This is a genomic window from Psychroserpens sp., from assembly GCF_036960315.1.
Taxonomy (GTDB): domain Bacteria; phylum Bacteroidota; class Bacteroidia; order Flavobacteriales; family Flavobacteriaceae; genus Psychroserpens.
Genome location: NZ_JBALVR010000011.1, coordinates 103,700 through 121,080 on the forward strand (window position 1 = coordinate 103,700; position 17,381 = coordinate 121,080).

The following is a 17,381-nucleotide window of genomic DNA, read 5'->3' on the forward strand; positions in this document are numbered from 1 at the left end:
ATTTAAACATTAGCTGTTTGTAACATTATAATCAATTTATTTATACGCACATCATTAGCCAACCACTTCTAATATTACTCTACTTTCATGGAGTTAAATTCATAAATAACTCATAAAACAATACAATGAAATCAATTAAACTAATCTTATCACTACTAGCTCTTACTTTGACTGTATCGCTTCAGGCACAAACTGAAGAAGCAAAAGTTATCGAAACCACAAGCAAAGGAACTATTGAAGGGCATATCTATTTTTTAGCAGATGACTTATTAAAAGGTAGAGAAACGGGAACGCCCGAAAATAAAATAGCAGCTTCGTATTTGGCAAATACATTGCGTCGCTATGGCGTAAAACCAAATCCTAAAACAGGAACCTATTACCAAGAGGTAAAACTGAAACGCGAATCACCTCCTTATGAAGTCACTATAGAAATTAATGGTCAGAAAATTAAGGACTATGCTTTTGTGTCGCCATCTCCTGTAAATACAGATAGTGATGCCGTCTATTTAAATTACGGACTTGAAGATGATTATAAAGGAAAAGACCTTAAGGGAAAGGTTATTATTATTAAAGCAGGAAGTTCAGAAGCAAAAGATACAAGAGCAGCTTTTGGCTTACGTGGCAAAAAACAAGAACTAGCTCAAGCAAACGGTGTAGCTGCTATTATAGAACTTTTAAATGCAGATGACAACATGTGGGGTTTTATTGATCATAATTTTAACTCCTCAAAATTAATGGTCGCTGAAAACGAAGAAGATAAGAGTGACAACAATCAAACGGCTCATGTTTGGGTATTAGATAAAGACAACAAAATGGCCGAAGCTTTAAGTGTAACAAAACGCATAAGCTCTAAAGTTGCTATTAGCGAAAATAAAGAAGAAATTGTGATGTCTCAAAATGTTATCGGCATGGTTGAGGGTACAGATCCAAAACTCAAAGAAGAGTTTATTATTTACTCAGCGCATTACGACCATGTTGGCATTGGAACACCAGATGAAACAGGTGACACAATTTATAATGGTGCAAGAGACAATGCGATTGGAACAACAACTGTTTTGAGTATGGCTGAGAACTTGGCCAAATATCCAACAAAACGTTCAGCGTTATTTATTTTATTTACTGGTGAAGAAAAAGGGCTTTTGGGTAGTAAATTCTATGTTGAAAATCCTGTGCTTCCACTAAACCAAATGGTCTATTGTTTTAATAGTGATAATGCTGGTTACAATGATACCTCTTTAGCTACAATTATTGGATTATCACGAACCACAGCAGCGCAACACATTAAAGATGCCGCAACTACTTTTGGCATAACGGCAATTGATGACCCAGCACCGGAGCAAGGTTTATTTGACCGAAGTGACAATGTGCATTTTGCAAGAAAAGGCATTCCAGCACCAACGTTTTCATTAGGGTTTACTGCTTTTAATGGTGATGTCACTAAGTACTACCACAGACCAGGAGATGAAGCTGACACTTTAGATTACGATTACTTACTAAAGTTTTTTAGAGCCTATGTCTTGTCTGGACGTCATATAGGTAACGACCCAAAAACACCTGTTTGGACACCTGGTGATAAGTATGAAGAAGCTGCAAAGGCACTCTATGGGAACTAAGCAATTAAAAAATAAGCGCTGTCAATGACTAAATTCTTTCAATACAAAACATTAAAACAGACTCAAATTGTAACTTATGTATGCACCTGCCTACTAATAGTTAGCTGTAATAACCAAAACACTTTACCAGACCCTTTAGAAGCAGGCTGGAATAATGAAGCCGTTTGTGAAGTTGTAGAGGATAATAACAAGGTGAGAGTTTTGAGATGCACATTCGCTCCTGGAGTTGGTCATGAGAAACATTATCACAATCCGCATTTTGGATACACGCTTGTTGGAAGTAGATTTAGAATAAAAGATACTACAGGAACTAGAGAGGTCAATGTCCCAACGGGATACAGTTTCAGTAAAGATGACATATCAACGCACGAAGTCCTTAATATTGGTGATAGTACAGCTATTTTTTTAATAATAGAATACAAATAAAACATGAACGGACTTGATATCGTGATGGTGATTGCCATTATACTCTTTGCTAGATTAGGAGTACGATTGGTGACGGGTTATAATAAAATAAAAAAAGAGGATAAAGAAGAATCTGATATTGACCCTGATAATTCATGATTAAATTCTTCAAATAAACAAATAAGATATGGGCATTTTTTGGGACTTATTACAGCAAGACGAACTTGACAAACAACAAAAACAAGCAAATAGCATAGAAGAACGTGTAAAGATTTTGGAAGAAGATTTAGCCCATACAAAAGCACTTCTTAAGAAGACACTTGTCGCTTTAGAAACCCATCTCACACAAGATATAGATGGTGATGGCAAAATGGGATAATCCAAAAGCCATATGAGATGAGCATTCTCAATAAATAACATAAAAAAACCAACTCGTTATGAGTTGGTTTTTCTTTTATATAGACTCCACATCAAGTGTGGGATGACATTTATAATTAAATATCGCTTAGCGATTTATCCACCAAAGTCATCAAATCGAATGTGTTCATCTGCAATTCCATAATCTTCACCCATTTTCTGAACGGCTTGGTTCATTAATGGAGGTCCGCAGAAGTATAATTCGATATCTTCTGGTGCTTCATGTTTAGATAAATATTGATCAATTACCACTTGATGAATAAAACCAGTAAAACCATCACCTTCATTATCGTTAACATCTTTTTTAAGTTGCCAATTATCAGCTTCAGTTGGATCTGATAATGCAATAAAGAACTTGAAATTTGGAAAATCTTTTTCTAAAGCTCTAAAATAATGTATGTAAAATAATTCAGCTTTAGAACGTCCTCCATACCAATACGTTACTTTACGCCCAGTTTTTAAGGTTCTAAATAATTCGTATATATGCGAACGCATTGGAGCCATTCCAGCACCACCACCAACATACAACATTTCTGAATCAGACTCATTAATAAAGAACTCTCCATAAGGTCCTGAAATTATTACTTTATCTCCCACTTTTTGATTAAAAATATAAGATGAAGCAATACCAGGATTAACATCCATCCAACCACCTTTGGCACGATCAAAAGGAGGAGTTGCAACACGAACATTAAGCATAATTTTTCTTCCTTCAGCAGGATAAGAAGCCATAGAATAGGCTCTTTCAACCAGTTCTTCGTTTTTCATGACTAAAGGCCACAAACCAAATTTCTCCCAATCTGCTTTAAATTTATCTGGTTCTCCAGGATGATCTTCCGGATGTGCAGAAACATCCATATCCGAAAACTTTATTTCACAATTAGGAATTTCGATTTGTATATATCCTCCAGCTTTATAATTCATGTCTTCTGGAATTTCGACTACAAATTCTTTAATAAACGTAGCTACATTATAATTTGAAACTACAGTAGCTTCCCATTTTTTAATTCCGAAGACTTCTTCAGGAATGGTAATCTCCATATCCTGCTTCACTTTTACTTGGCAAGATAAACGTGCGCCATGTGCTAACTCTTTTCTACTGAAATGCGGTGTTTCCGTAGGTAATGCTTCTCCACCACCAGAAAGAACGTGGCACTCACATTGAATACATGTTCCACCGCCACCACAAGCTGATGGTAAGAATATTTTTTCGGCACTTAACGTGGTTAATAATGTACTTCCAGATGCTACTTCTATTTCACGCTCACCATTAATCATGATCTTTACTGGACCAGATGGTGATAATTTTTGTTTCACAAATAATAACAAGCTTACTAGTATCAATGTTACTATTAAAAACGCTGCTACTGTTGCTAAGACTGTTCCTAATGTCCCTGCTGCTAATATCATACTACTCTTCTATTTTAGTGTTGTTAGCTAATTCTGTTTTGTCTTTAGTTGGTGTTATTTTAACCTCAACTGTTGTCTCTTCTGCAACCTCTTCATCACCACCAGTTAACATACCACCAAAGCTCATAAACCCTATAGCCATAAGACCTGTAATGATAAACGTAATTCCCAATCCTCTTAGAGCTGGCGGAACGTTAGAATATCTAATTTTCTCTCGAATAGCAGCAATTGCTAAAATAGCTAAGAACCAACCAATACCAGAACCGATACCATAAGTTGTTGCCAATCCTAAAGTTTCAATTTCACGAGATTGCATAAACAATGAACCACCTAAGATCGCACAGTTCACAGCAATTAATGGTAAGAAAATACCAAGTGAGTTATATAATGATGGAGAGAATTTCTCTACAACAATTTCTACCAATTGAACCATAGTTGCTATGGTAGCAATAAACATGATGAATGATAAGAAACTTAAATCATAATCTGCATACTCTGCTCCCATCCAAGACAGAGCTCCAGGCTGCAATACATATTGATCTAATAACCAGTTTAAAGGTACCGTGATTGCTAATACGAATATTACTGCTGCACCAAGACCTACTGCTGTAGATACTTTTTTAGATACCGCTAGATAAGAACACATCCCAAGGAATGTTGCAAATACCATGTTATCTATAAATATTGATTTAAAAAATAATTCTAAATGTTCCATATTCTATATTTTGATGAGATTCTGAATCAAATCCAGAATGACAATTCAATTTTAGTCTTCGATTAAGTCTTTATTTCTACTACGCTGCACCCAAATAATGATTCCAACAACTATTAATGCCATTGGCGATAATAACATAAATCCGTTATTCTCATATCCAAATTCGTATAATCCAGTTTTTTCAATTGGATCTCCTAATACAGGAATACCTAATAATGTTCCTGAACCTAAAAGTTCTCTAAAGAATCCTACTATAATTAGAATCACAGCATATCCTAATGCATTACCAATCCCATCTAAGAATGAACGCCAAGGTTTATTCCCTAAAGCAAAAGCTTCAAAACGTCCCATGATAATACAGTTGGTAATAATTAATCCCACGAAAACGGATAGTGTTTTACTCAGTTCATAAGCAAAAGCTTTCAGAACTAAATCCACAATAATTACTAACGTTGCCACAACAATAAGTTGAACGATAATTCTAATTTTTGAAGGAATAATATTTCGCATTAAAGAAATAACAACATTACCAATACCTAATACAAACAATACAGATATTGACATTACAATAGATGCCTCAAGCTCTGCGGTAATTGCTAAAGCAGAACAAATACCTAATACCTGAATGGTAATTGGGTTATTATCTGCTAATGGATCTTTTATTAAAGCTGCGTCTTTTTTTGAAAGTAAGCCCATACTGTTATTGTTTTAAGTTTTTAAAATAAGGTACATAAAGCTTCAAATCACTTCTAATCATTGCTGAAACACCATCACCTGTAATCGTCGCTCCTGCAATCGCATCTACCTCATTATCTGTTTTATCATTGTTCTTAGGGTCTGCATTACCTTTAGCAACATTAATCCCTTTAAATTTTCCGTTGGACATTAAATGCTCACCAATAAAATCATCCATAAAGAAACGTTGCTTAATGTTTGCACCCAAACCAGGCGTTTCTCCCTTATGATCAAAATAAGCACCTTGAACTACCATGTTTTCATCCATTGCAACATAGGCCCAAATAGCATCCCAAAGCCCTTTTCCTCTAATTGGAGCGATGTAATATTTCTTACCCTTTTCATCTTCTCCAACAAACAATGGCAATTGTCTTACTTCGCCATTTTTAGCTTTGGCTTGCTCCTTTTTTACGTCAATTAAATAAGCCTTATCATTCTCTACAGCTTGTCCATCTTTACTCACAACTAATTGTTGTTTGATATATTGACTAAATAGCTCAGGCGCATCATCTGTTGATATAAAGTTTGCACTAGTACCTTCGTTTTCATTTATTCCCATAGCATAGAGAATATTTTGTTGTTTCTCTAAACGTTGGTTCTCTGTAATTGTAGGCTTTAATGAAGACGCCAAGTACGCCAACAATGATCCTACAACCAATACCATTACAATAGCAAATATTATGGTATACGAATTTTTATCTGTTCTCTTTTCCATCGTTAAGCAGTTTTAACTTTTAGACGTTTCATTCTTTTCTTTACATTTCCTTGAACCACATAGTGATCAATCGTTGGTGCAAAAACATTCATTAATAGAATAGCTAACATTACACCTTCTGGATATGCTGGGTTAAATACACGAATCATGATTGATATAAATCCAACTAAAAACCCGTAGATCCATTTTCCTTTATTCGTTTGTGAAGCCGTTACTGGATCGGTTGCCATAAAGACTGTACCAAAAGCAAATCCACCAATTAGTAGGTGATGCCAGAATGGTGTATTCATCAATCCATAGAACTTACTACCTTCTGTAATCCATTCAGAACTTACTGCAAAATTGAAAATTAATCCCATTGCTAAAGCCCCTACTGCTGAAGACAACATGATTCTCCAGCTACCAATTTTTGTGAAAATTAGTATACCCGCTCCTATTAAAATAATTAAAGTAGAGGTCTCTCCAACTGAGCCAGGAATTAATCCGTAGAACATATCCATGACCTCATAACCTGCGCCTTTATTTTGTGCTAAACTTCCCAGAATCGTTTCACCAGAAATAGCATCTAGGTTTTCTCCAGCCGCAATTAATTGATCACGTTCTACTGCACCTTGAACCCAAACCTTATCACCAGACATCCATGTTGGATACGCGAAGAATAAAAAGGCTCTAATGGTTAATGCAGGATTTAAGATATTCATTCCTGTACCTCCAAATACTTCTTTTCCTATTACAACTCCAAAAGCTACTGCTACTGCAAGCATCCATAATGGTGTATCAATTGGCACGATTAAAGGCACTAACATTCCTGTTACCAAGTAGCCTTCTTCTACTTCGTGGCTATTTTTCATAGCAAATAAAATCTCAATTGCTAAACCTACACCGTAAGACACAACGACTAACGGAATCACTTTCCAAAAACCAACCATGAAGTTATCCATCGTCCAAAATGTTGAACTAAAGAAACCTTCTGTTGCTTGTTGAATTTCTCCAAATGCCAGATGATGTTGGTATCCAGCATTAAACATTCCGAAGAGTAAACATGGTACCATTGCCATAATCACAATGTTCATGGTACGTTTTAAATCATCGGCTACTTTTATGTGAGTCCCATTATGAGTGGTCTCATTAGGCAAGAATAAAAACGTATGTATTGCAGAAAATGCTGGCAACCATTTTTTGTCTTTATTCTTTTCTTTAAAATTATGTAAACTACTTTTTAAACCCATCTTGTGTATTTTTCATTTTACTTCGTGCAATGAATAATTATTTTGCATTTTTCGCTTTACTGTGTAAAACAAATAATTTATCCAATTTCTTTAAGCATTAAGTCTAAACCTTTTCTAATAATATCTTGATGCGGTTGTTTAGACACACATATAAATTCTGTTAACGCGAAATCTTCAGGTGCAACTTCGTACATTCCTAAAGCTTCCATTTCATCTAAATCTTGATACTTACAAGCTTTTAAAATTTGCATTGGATAAATATCCAACGGAAATACTTCTTCATAAGAACCTGTAACTACAAAGGCACGATGTTCACCATTAGTATTGGTGTTTAAGCTATATTTTTTCTTAGGTGTTAACCAAGAAAACGTTAATGCTCTCGTTGTAGAAACTTTATTAAAAACCGGTTTGTTCCAACCAAAGAATTCATAATCATCACCTTCAGGAATCACAGAAATTAAGGTATCGTAATACCCTAAGCTTCCATCTGGCTTCACTTGTTTTCCTGATAGCACATTTCCTGAGATAATACGATCGTTACCCTCTTTCTCAACACCATTATCATACACCATAGTAGCAACTTCGCTTCCTATTTTAGTTTTGAAATATCTTGGTTTCTTTACTGAAGAACCTGCTAAAGCAACAATACGCTCGGCATTGAATTTTCCAGTAAGCAACAATTCTCCAATAACCACTAAGTCTTGTGCATTAACTGTCCAAACGGTTTCTCCTTTATTAACAGGGTCAATCTTATTGATATGCGTACCAACATTTCCTGCTGGATGTGGACCGGACACGTTATGAATCGTAGCATCACTCATATTTGCAAGTGGTGAGTTGTTAGACCCAACCCCAATATGAACTTGACCTTCAGTCAATTTTGATAAAGCAGATACTGCAGCTTGCAACTCCACTTCTTTGCCAGCAAGTACAAAATCTAAGTTTGCTGCTAAAGGTGCCGTAGAATAACCAGAGATAAAAATCGATTTAGGCGATTTCTCTGGATTTGCTATCACATCATATGGTCTTTGCTTGATAAAAGGCCAACATCCTGAAGCTAATAAATGAGCTTTAGTCGCTGCTGCATCAGAATTTGTATTGAACTTACCAAAATCTTTATAAGATTGCTCTTTATCTGCTTGAATCTTAATGGCATCAATACGTCGTTTCGGACCTCTTAATACTTCTAACACAGTTCCAGAAACTGGCGATACGTACTTTACATCTTCATTAGACTTATCATAAAAGATAACATCTCCTGCCTGTAATTTAGCACCTTCTTTTGCTACTAGTTTTGGAATAACGCTGTGAAAATCTTCAGGTCTGATAGTGCAGAAATTACTTATAATGGCTTGTTCAACTGTTTTATCAGCTTCGCCTACAAGTTTTATATCCAGACCTTTTTTAATCTTAATGTCTTTTGACATACGCTTTATATTGAAATTAGTTGTCTAAAAATCGGTGCAAATTTACAAATTTACCACGTAATAAAATAGTCAGGTTATCTAAGTTTGTTATTTTTAATAATTCTAAATAAGGTGTCTGTTAAAAATAAAAAATCACATCCAATTTTAAAGAAAGGATAAAAAAGACAAGAAAACACGAAGTGCAGATTATAGAACAATAAGTAACTGGCAATATTAAGGCACAGATTTTGTTTATATTTACATATCAAACTACTATTAATGATTAAAAACATCTATTTTTTTCTATTAGCCATCCTAATCTCTGCACAAGGATTTAGCCAAGTTGAAGAAGTTAATCCGCCAGATTACATAAAAACCGTCACCTTTAGAAGTCGTACATCTTCACAAGGACAATTACCCATTATACGTTTAGGTGAAGCTTTTCATTTAGAATTTGATGTGCTCACAACCGATGAGCCAGATTTCTATTATACTATAGAACACTATAACTATGATTGGACTAAATCTAATCTGGTTAAAATGGAATATATGAGAGGGTTTGACAACTACAGAATTGTCGATTACCAAAACTCATTTAATGCTTATCAGCTCTATTCGCATTATGACTTACAAATCCCAAACCAGCAAACTCGTGCTTTGATAAAATCTGGTAATTATATCCTTTCCATATATAACGAAGACCAAGAAGTGGTCTTTACTAGAAAGTTCATGATCTATAAAGAACAGCTAGGTGTTGGTGTTGCGCTAAAAAGATCTAGAGATGTATCGTATATCGATAGTAAACAAAGTGTTGATATTGTGATTAATTCTGGAGCCTTAGTTTTAAATAATCCAAAACAAACGGTTAAGACTTTAATTATCCAAAATAACAATCTAAAAACTGCTATTACCGATGTAAAACCTCAATATACTATAGGAAAGGAACTCATTTTCAGATACACTAAGGAAACTTCGTTTTGGGCAAGTAACGAATTCCGTTTCTTTGAAACTAAAGATGTAAGAGGTGCTAATGTAGGTGTTCAGTTTATTGATTTAAAAGATATTTATAACAGTTATTTATTTGCTGATGGACCTCGTTACAATCAACCCTATACTTACAATCCGGATATCAATGGTAATTTTCAAATTACAGCTATCGATACTGATGATGCTGACATCGAAGCCGATTACACTAATGTTCATTTTAAATTACGATACCCACAACTTACCGATGGCAGTAAAGTCTATGTCTGCGGAAATTTCAACAACTACACCTTAGAAGAACAAAATCTACTCGCTTTTAACACCGAGGGTCGCCAATACGAAGGCACTATTAAACTTAAACAAGGATTTTACAACTACAAATATGTTGTGGTCGATGCTAAAGGCAATCTTGATGAAGGCAGAATTAGTGGTGATTATTGGCAAACCGAAAACAACTACAAAGTTTTGGTTTACTACAGAGATTTAGGCGCTCGATTTGATCAACTTATTGGATTTGGAGAAGCTACTTCAGTAGATATTTCAAATTAATCTTTGAGTGTCGGCTGCTTAAATGTGTCGTAACTTAGTGCTCTCTCCACAAATTTTTGGGACACTTCATCAAAAGACACACAGTTTTCAATGGGCTTGGCATACAAATGTAGGCTTATAGATTTTCCGTTATTACTGTTCTCTATTTTATGAAAACCTATTCTGTCATTCATAAATGTGAGTTGTTGCGGTAAGATTTTATGTGAACCAACTTCTAGTAAATCCTTATCTCTATCCAATTTATAAAACACTTCTTCCATCTCTCCTTCCAACAAACAAACCCAACAATCTTCACCATCATGACCATGAATAGCAGTTTCTTGACCATGTTCCCAACACAATAAGATGAGTTCAAAATGCGCATCTCTATACAAACAGTTTCTCGTATACTTTTTGGAAGACCAACTTTCAAAAGGCTTAAAGTCTATAGAACTAAAATCGAAACTTTCAAGTATGGCATTGTAATCTTCAGTTGAAGATTGCGACAAAAGCGCTATTAGTTTTTGAATATTATCAGGCGATTTCAATAGTTATAATGGATTTTTATAATATTCCCAGAAAATAGGAATAAATTTACACAATGCCAAAAATAAAAAAAAAGAAGCCCAATACATGCAAAACGATCTCCAACTATTTACAGAACTTGTAGAATTTTTAATTTCCGAAGAAAAAAGCAACCCTGTTGCAACTCCTATTGAGACCAGTAGTCTTTATGAAAAATTAGACCTTCAGCTCAATGATAATGGAACTATTGATGCCGATTTTAAGCACATTCTCAAAGGCATTATTAAAAGCACACCCAAAACAGCATCTACTTCTTTTTTTAATCAATTATTTGGTGGCCGAATTGACAAAGCCACACTTGGAGACCTTTTAGCCGTCATGCTTAATAACAGTATGTACACCTATAAAGTTGCTGGACCACAAGTTGGAATTGAGAAAACCATTCTCAAGAAAATTTGTGATATCATTGGGTATCCGCAATCTGCTGATGGCACATTTGCTCCTGGCGGCTCAATGAGCAATTATATGGCAGTACTAATGGCAAGAGACAAATACAATCCATCTGTACGAAATGAAGGTATTACAAATACAATGACGTTGTATACTTCGGAAGTTTCACATTACTCTATTGCTAAAAACGCATCATTTATTGGTGTTGGAAGACAGCAAGTAAGAGCTATTAAATCTAATGATAAAGGCGAAATGCTAGCTGAAGATTTAGACCGTCAAATAACCAAAGATATTGCGCAAGGCTATCAACCATTTTTCGTGAATGCCACTGCTGGAACCACAGTTCTAGGTGCTTTTGATGATGTTAAAAGCATCAGTAAAGTTTGTAAAAAACATGATGTATGGCTTCATTTGGATGGTGCCTATTGTGGTGCTGTTATTTTTAGCGACACCTATAAACATTTGGTAAATGGCATTGAATTAACAGATTCCTTTAGTGTGAATGCTCATAAAATGTTAGGAACTCCTTTAAGCTGCTCTATTATTGTTGCCAAAGACAAAAAAAACTTGTATCAATCGTTCTCTAATGAAGCCGAATATTTATATCAAACCGATAATGACGATTTCAACCTAGGAAAAACATCATTGCAATGTGGTCGTAGAAACGATGCTCTAAAACTTTGGACACTTTGGAAATCTGTTGGCACAAATGGCTTAGAAACTATTGTTGACCATCAATTTAAATTAGCAAAAGTCGCTCGTGATTATATAAACAACCATCCAGATTATACCTTATATAGTTTTGATGATTCTATTTCGATATGTTTTAATTATAAAGACATTTCAGCTAAAACATTATGTACAGGGTTATATCAAGATTCTATGCTTATGGTTGGCTTCGGAAATTTTAAAAATCAGGATTTTGTAAGAATGGTGACCATTAATACCTTACTAAAAGAGGAAGACATCTTAAACTTTTTTAATACAATCGAAAAATTTGTGAATTCAACCGGTAATTAAATCATTTTATCGATAGTTATTTATCATATTGTTAAAATTTTGCATAATTTCATAAAAGTCTTTAAATTAAGGGGGAATTGCTTACTTTTGTTAGCTATTATTGGGATTAATTCATGGTTCAACAAGTTACAAGTGGAATAAAAATTTCTGTCGAAACCTCTTTCGAAGGCACATTTTATAAAAATTATAAAGTGCACTTCGCGTTTGGCTATAACGTAACTATCGAAAACCAAAGCAAAGACTCCGTTCAGTTAAATTCAAGATATTGGAGGGTATTAGATGCTCTAAATAATGCAGAAATTATTGAAGGAGAAGGCGTTATTGGAAAAAAACCAGTTTTAAAACCTGGTGAATCTCACACCTACAATTCTGGTTGTTTACTTACATCTCCATTTGGAGCCATGCAAGGCCACTACAATATGGTAAACTTTAGCAACACCAATAAATTCAAAGTTATCATTCCTACTTTTAAATTAAGTGCTCCTTTTGCACTCAACTAAGACAACACCAATTTAAAATTACAATACGTTATAATCTCTCAGATATTCAAATCTAAAGATTTCTTTGTCCTGTTTGATATGAAAAAATTTACAATTAGAATAATGTATAAAATCGTATTCTGAATGAAAATCAAAGCCTTCAGCTGCAAGTTTATAAACACCATCACAATCTACATTTCCGTAAGGAGAAATGCGCCTATATCTAAATTCCACTTGATGGTCTAAATCATAAAGCTCAAACCATGCTCCTGATCCGATACCACTTAACCATTGCGCATGATTTTCTTTAATATCATTATGTTTTGGCTCGAGTGTTCCAACCAAACTTGGTTTATAGCCTTTGAGAACATCTAAAAACAAACGTCTGTTTTCTTTATTAATAGTTGAATCAAATTCTGAAATTTCACCAGCTTCGGACACGACATATATATGATTTTCAGTATCAGTAATAACCACATTTCCAATAGTACTTGGTGTAAACCCTTTAGATTTAATAAGATTAGATTTAATTGAAGCATCAGTAACACTTTCGATTAAACTATCAGTTACAAAACGTGAGCAATTGGAAGCATCCTTTATAAAAGCAGCATAGCGAATTAGGCCTTGGTTTTGAATTGTACTTACATATTGCCTCGCTTTTTGATAATCTATAGCATTACAAACCGAAGCATATAAATCACCATCGCCATGCGTAAGTTTTGGATGTGTTGCCAAAAACTTCAAAATTTCATCTAAATTTACTATCTGATCGTTTTCAATTTGAGCAACAATTGGAAGATTTAGTTCAAAGTCTGTTTCTCGACCTCTAGCTCTTCCATGGGAGGAAGGCGTTATATATCTACCAAAATCATGATACTCAAGAACGCCTGTAGTTTTATCTATCAATACCAAAGCTGCATGACCAGCTCTTACATGTTTCTTGTTACCTACAAACAAAAACCTTAGAAACGGAATATACCATTCTTCAGAATGAGACACGATGGTTTCAGGATGTGCTAGGGTTAGAATGATTCCGTCGTTCATATAAAAAATATTGATGGCAACTTACAAAAAATTACTGATTATTCTAACCTTGTTTTAATACTTGGCAATTCATTAGTCGTCAAAAAACCGTAACTTTGCAGCTTCAAAATAATAACGAATTTTTAAACCAAAATTTAAGATGGGAAAAGGATTTTTCAACGTACCAGTAGCTATAAATGAGCCGGTTAAGTCGTATGCACCTGGGTCTCCAGAACGTGAAGCCGTTTTAGCAACTTACAAAGACATGTGGAATACCAAAATTGATGTTCCTTTATATATTAATGGAAAAGATGTAACGACAGGAAATACAAAAACCATGTCTGCACCTCACGACCATCAACATGTTGTTGGAACGTATCATTTAGCTGAAAAATCTCATGTAGAAGACGCTATTTCTACAGCTTTGGAAGCTAGAAAAAATTGGTCTCAATTACCTTGGGAACAACGTGCTGGCATTTTCTTAAAAGCTGCCGAATTGATTGCTGGACCTTACAGAGCAAAAATAAATGCTGCAACAATGATTGCGCAATCTAAAACTGTTCAACAAGCCGAAATTGATGCATCCTGCGAGCTGATAGATTTCTTACGTTTTAATGTGCAGTTTATGACGGATATTTATCACGAACAACCAGATAGTACAAGTGATGCATGGAACAGATTAGAATATCGTCCACTCGAAGGATTTACTTATGCTGTGACGCCATTTAACTTTACTGCTATCGCTGCAAATCTTCCTGCTTGTATGGCAATGATGGGAAATGTTGTGGTTTGGAAACCTAGTGACAGTCAAATATTTTCTGCAAAAATAATTATGGATGTTTTTAGAGAAGCTGGTGTTCCTCCAGGTGTTATTAATGTCGTTTTTGGAGATCCAGTTATGATTACAGATACCGTAATGGATAGCCCCGATTTTTCAGGTTTACACTTTACAGGTTCTACGTTTATATTTAAAGAACTTTGGAAAAAAATTGGCAATAATATTCACAATTACAAAACCTACCCAAGAATTGTAGGTGAAACTGGTGGAAAAGATTTCATCGTCGCTCATAAATCTGCTAACCCAATTCAAGTAGCAACAGCTATTACCAGAGGTGCTTTTGAATTTCAAGGACAAAAATGTAGTGCAGCTTCAAGAGCCTATGTTCCATCTAATCTTTGGGATGTCGTTAAAGAGCGTGTTATTGCGGATGCTAAATCATTTAAAATGGGTTCTCCTGAAGATTTAAGCAACTATATTACTGCAGTAATTCACGAAGGTTCTTTTGATAAACTAGCAAAGTTTATCGATCAAGCTAAAAATGATACTGATGCTGAAATCATCGTAGGAGGAAACTATGATAAGAGTAAAGGTTACTTTATTGAACCTACAATTATTGTTGCGAAAGACCCAAAATACACAACTATGTGTACAGAGTTATTTGGACCCGTAATTACGATTTATGTGTATGACGAGGATACGTATTCTGAGACACTAAAACTTGTAGACGAAACTAGCGAATATGCATTAACAGGCGCTATTTTAGCAACTGATAGGTATGCAATTGAAGAAGCTACAAAAGCTTTACAAAATTGTGCAGGAAATTTCTATATCAACGACAAGCCTACGGGAGCTGTTGTTGGTCAACAGCCGTTTGGAGGCGCTAGAGCATCTGGAACAAACGATAAAGCTGGAAGCGCACTTAACTTATTGCGTTGGGTGTCACCAAGAATGATAAAAGAAACATTTGTTACACCTACTGATTATCGTTATCCGTTTTTAGGTTAATAACAATTTATAATTATTAAAAAATCCTCAAATCTAACGGTTTGAGGATTTTTTTTGCTCTTCACCCTAAAACATTAAATAACACTTTATTAACCAATCGAAACTTTGTACCTTGTTTTAATAATCAATAATTAATCGATCATGATAAAAAAATACGCTTTACTTTTATTCATATTCCCTTTTTTTGCAGAAGCACAAACCATAGAGTTTGAATCTTCTAATGTAGCTGACTTTACTGGCTATGTAGGTGAAGCAGAATTTGCTGGTCTTGGTGAATATGAAATATTTTTAGACACACAAACGAGCATTTTAGACAAACCAATCATTTTAGTTGATGGTTTTGATCCAGGAGATACAAGAACTATTCCCGGACTTTATAGTCTACTAAACTTTACTGGGTCTCAAGGGGCTCAAAATCTAGCAGACCTAGTAAGAGCCGAAGGTTTTGATGTGGTGATTTTAAACTTCCCATCTTACTTTAGACTTAGCGATAATACCTTATTAAACATTGATGATGCTACCGATAATAATGCTGATTTAGTAATAGATGAAGCTGACTACCCAGGAAGTACTCTTGTAAATGGCGGAGCTGATTTTATGGAACGTAACGCCATGTTGCTTATCGATTTAATTAACACCCTAAATACAGATAAGGTTGGAGATGAAGATCTTGTCATTATTGGACCGAGTATGGGTGGATTAATTTCTCGATATGCATTGAACTTCATGGAAAATGCTTCTCAAGATCACGAAACAAGATTATGGATTTCTTTTGACTCACCACATTTAGGCGCTAATGTCCCTTTAGGGTTTCAACATCAATTCAATTTTCTAGGCTTTGGTCTTGGAGACGGGTTAAATGTAGAAGCTTTACAGGGCGTTGTTAACGGACTTCTAAAATCACCAGCCGCAAGACAATTACTAGTAGATCACTATGAATCCCACTTAGATTCTGGAAGCGATGTAGATTTTGACCCTACAAAAGTATTGCCTGAAGCGCATCCATATAGAGCTGTATTTGAAGCAGATATTAATAGTTTAACACCTACTGGATTCCCACAAAACACAAGAAATGTTGCCATAATTAATGGTAGTGGTATTGGGAACCCTTATCAGTCTATAGCTGCAACAGATGTTACACCAGGATTTCCCGTTATCACAGATACTTTTCAAGAAGTTGGACCTAGTGTTGATGCAACAATAGAAATTAATCTTACACCAACAAGTGGGACAACAGCCCAAATAAGTAGAATATTAGTTGTGTTTGGGGGCTTTATTAACCTCTTTGATATAACGGTATTCTCTGAAGCACCATCATTTTCAAGTGGTGTTGATGCTACCTCTGGAGGCTTATTTGATTTAGGTGGTTTTACAGATGGTTTAGGTACAGGTGGCCTAATTGGAGATTTTGTTAGCGCTTTAACTATAGATAAATTTTGCTTTATTCCCTCAGTAAGCGGAATGGCATTAGAAATCACTAACAATGAAGTGAATTGGTATCACGATATTAATCTTGGTGATCCTGATGGAAATGGTGACACACTTAACAATACACCTTTCGTAAATTGGTACATGCCTGATGACAATGAAGGTCATGTGCAATTAACAGAAGAAAATGTTGCTTTTGCTCTTAGCGAAATTATTCCAGGAACTTTATCAAATACAGATTTTGAAAATTTAGTTGCCATTAAAATAGAGAAAAATCCAATTGATAATGAACTCACTATTCTTAGTAACAAAGTTGTTGATGATGCAAATATTTCATTGTTTGACATCACAGGTAAATCAGTTTATTCAGCTCAAGGAACTTTAGATAGAAGGTTATCTATACCTTTAAATCTAGATTCAGGAATGTATATTCTAAACATAGAGACGAAAGACAGCTACAATTACCGAACTAAGATAATTGTGAGATAAAAAGACAAAACTTAAATAAACCCT

General features: G+C 34.8%; 17 protein-coding genes. 9 read left to right on the forward strand and 8 right to left on the reverse strand.

Going from position 1 to position 17,381, the window contains the following annotated elements; genetic code table 11:
• The first annotated feature begins 125 nt into the window (after positions 1 to 125).
• From V7719_RS16150 to V7719_RS16165, 4 genes are read left to right on the forward strand one after another with little or no spacing between them, the layout of a single operon-like run.
• Positions 126 to 1,613: a M28 family peptidase gene (locus V7719_RS16150; protein WP_335730979.1), complete on the forward strand. Its 1,488-nt coding sequence runs from the start codon at positions 126 to 128 to the stop codon at positions 1,611 to 1,613.
• A 24-nt stretch (positions 1,614 to 1,637) separates the two neighbouring features.
• The gene (locus V7719_RS16155) at positions 1,638 to 2,039 is read left to right on the forward strand and encodes a cupin domain-containing protein (protein WP_335730980.1); all 402 of its coding nucleotides are present in this window, start codon (positions 1,638 to 1,640) and stop codon (positions 2,037 to 2,039) included.
• 3 nt (positions 2,040 to 2,042) lie between these two features.
• A complete protein-coding gene (locus tag V7719_RS16160; protein ID WP_335730981.1) occupies positions 2,043 to 2,177 on the forward strand; it encodes a hypothetical protein in 135 nt (44 codons plus the stop codon).
• A 28-nt stretch (positions 2,178 to 2,205) separates the two neighbouring features.
• Complete coding sequence (locus V7719_RS16165; protein ID WP_335730982.1) at positions 2,206 to 2,397, forward strand: hypothetical protein; 192 nt, start codon at positions 2,206 to 2,208, stop codon at positions 2,395 to 2,397.
• Between the two features lie 134 nt (positions 2,398 to 2,531).
• Here V7719_RS16165 and nqrF read toward each other — a convergent pair whose 3' ends face one another.
• The 6 genes from nqrF to V7719_RS16195 all read right to left on the reverse strand — a co-directional run bounded on the left by nqrF (position 2,532) and on the right by V7719_RS16195 (position 8,666).
• On the reverse strand, positions 2,532 to 3,845 hold the full coding sequence (gene nqrF / locus V7719_RS16170) for an NADH:ubiquinone reductase (Na(+)-transporting) subunit F (RefSeq protein WP_335730983.1): 1,314 nt from the start codon (positions 3,843 to 3,845) through the stop codon (positions 2,532 to 2,534).
• A 1-nt stretch (position 3,846) separates the two neighbouring features.
• Positions 3,847 to 4,560: an NADH:ubiquinone reductase (Na(+)-transporting) subunit E gene (nqrE, locus tag V7719_RS16175; RefSeq protein ID WP_335730984.1), complete on the reverse strand. Its 714-nt coding sequence runs from the start codon at positions 4,558 to 4,560 to the stop codon at positions 3,847 to 3,849.
• 51 nt (positions 4,561 to 4,611) lie between these two features.
• Entirely contained in the window at positions 4,612 to 5,256 is a 645-nt protein-coding gene (locus V7719_RS16180; protein ID WP_335730985.1) for an NADH:ubiquinone reductase (Na(+)-transporting) subunit D, read from the reverse strand.
• A 4-nt stretch (positions 5,257 to 5,260) separates the two neighbouring features.
• Positions 5,261 to 6,010, reverse strand: a complete 750-nt coding sequence (locus tag V7719_RS16185; protein ID WP_335730986.1) for a Na(+)-translocating NADH-quinone reductase subunit C — start codon at positions 6,008 to 6,010, stop codon at positions 5,261 to 5,263.
• 2 nt (positions 6,011 to 6,012) lie between these two features.
• A complete protein-coding gene (locus V7719_RS16190) occupies positions 6,013 to 7,239 on the reverse strand; it encodes an NADH:ubiquinone reductase (Na(+)-transporting) subunit B (RefSeq protein ID WP_335730987.1) in 1,227 nt (408 codons plus the stop codon).
• 77 nt (positions 7,240 to 7,316) lie between these two features.
• Positions 7,317 to 8,666, reverse strand: coding sequence for a Na(+)-translocating NADH-quinone reductase subunit A (locus tag V7719_RS16195; protein WP_335730988.1), 1,350 nt, complete (start codon positions 8,664 to 8,666; stop codon positions 7,317 to 7,319).
• Positions 8,667 to 8,924: 258 nt separating this feature from the next.
• Here V7719_RS16195 and V7719_RS16200 point away from each other — a divergent pair, with 258 nt between their 5' ends.
• Positions 8,925 to 10,178, forward strand: a complete 1,254-nt coding sequence (locus tag V7719_RS16200) for a type IX secretion system plug protein (protein ID WP_335730989.1) — start codon at positions 8,925 to 8,927, stop codon at positions 10,176 to 10,178.
• On the opposite strand, the gene V7719_RS16205 is transcribed toward V7719_RS16200, so the two are convergent.
• A complete protein-coding gene (locus V7719_RS16205) occupies positions 10,175 to 10,705 on the reverse strand; it encodes a cysteine dioxygenase (protein WP_335730990.1) in 531 nt (176 codons plus the stop codon). The genes V7719_RS16200 and V7719_RS16205 overlap by 4 nt on opposite strands.
• Before the next feature lie 85 nt (positions 10,706 to 10,790).
• On the opposite strand from V7719_RS16205, the gene V7719_RS16210 reads away from it, so the two are divergent.
• Positions 10,791 to 12,152: a pyridoxal phosphate-dependent decarboxylase family protein gene (locus V7719_RS16210; RefSeq protein WP_335730991.1), complete on the forward strand. Its 1,362-nt coding sequence runs from the start codon at positions 10,791 to 10,793 to the stop codon at positions 12,150 to 12,152.
• A 113-nt stretch (positions 12,153 to 12,265) separates the two neighbouring features.
• Positions 12,266 to 12,652: a Co2+/Mg2+ efflux protein ApaG gene (apaG, locus tag V7719_RS16215; RefSeq protein WP_335730992.1), complete on the forward strand. Its 387-nt coding sequence runs from the start codon at positions 12,266 to 12,268 to the stop codon at positions 12,650 to 12,652.
• Positions 12,653 to 12,670: 18 nt separating this feature from the next.
• On the opposite strand, the gene V7719_RS16220 is transcribed toward apaG, so the two are convergent.
• Positions 12,671 to 13,675, reverse strand: a complete 1,005-nt coding sequence (locus V7719_RS16220) for a DUF6695 family protein (RefSeq protein ID WP_335730993.1) — start codon at positions 13,673 to 13,675, stop codon at positions 12,671 to 12,673.
• Between the two features lie 139 nt (positions 13,676 to 13,814).
• On the opposite strand from V7719_RS16220, the gene pruA reads away from it, so the two are divergent.
• Both pruA and V7719_RS16230 read left to right on the forward strand, forming a co-directional pair.
• A complete protein-coding gene (gene pruA / locus V7719_RS16225; RefSeq protein ID WP_335730994.1) occupies positions 13,815 to 15,440 on the forward strand; it encodes an L-glutamate gamma-semialdehyde dehydrogenase in 1,626 nt (541 codons plus the stop codon).
• Between the two features lie 141 nt (positions 15,441 to 15,581).
• Positions 15,582 to 17,357 carry a T9SS type A sorting domain-containing protein gene (locus V7719_RS16230; protein ID WP_335730995.1) on the forward strand — a complete coding sequence of 592 codons (1,776 nt, stop codon included), beginning with the start codon at positions 15,582 to 15,584 and terminating at the stop codon, positions 17,355 to 17,357.
• The last annotated feature ends 24 nt before the right edge of the window (positions 17,358 to 17,381 follow it).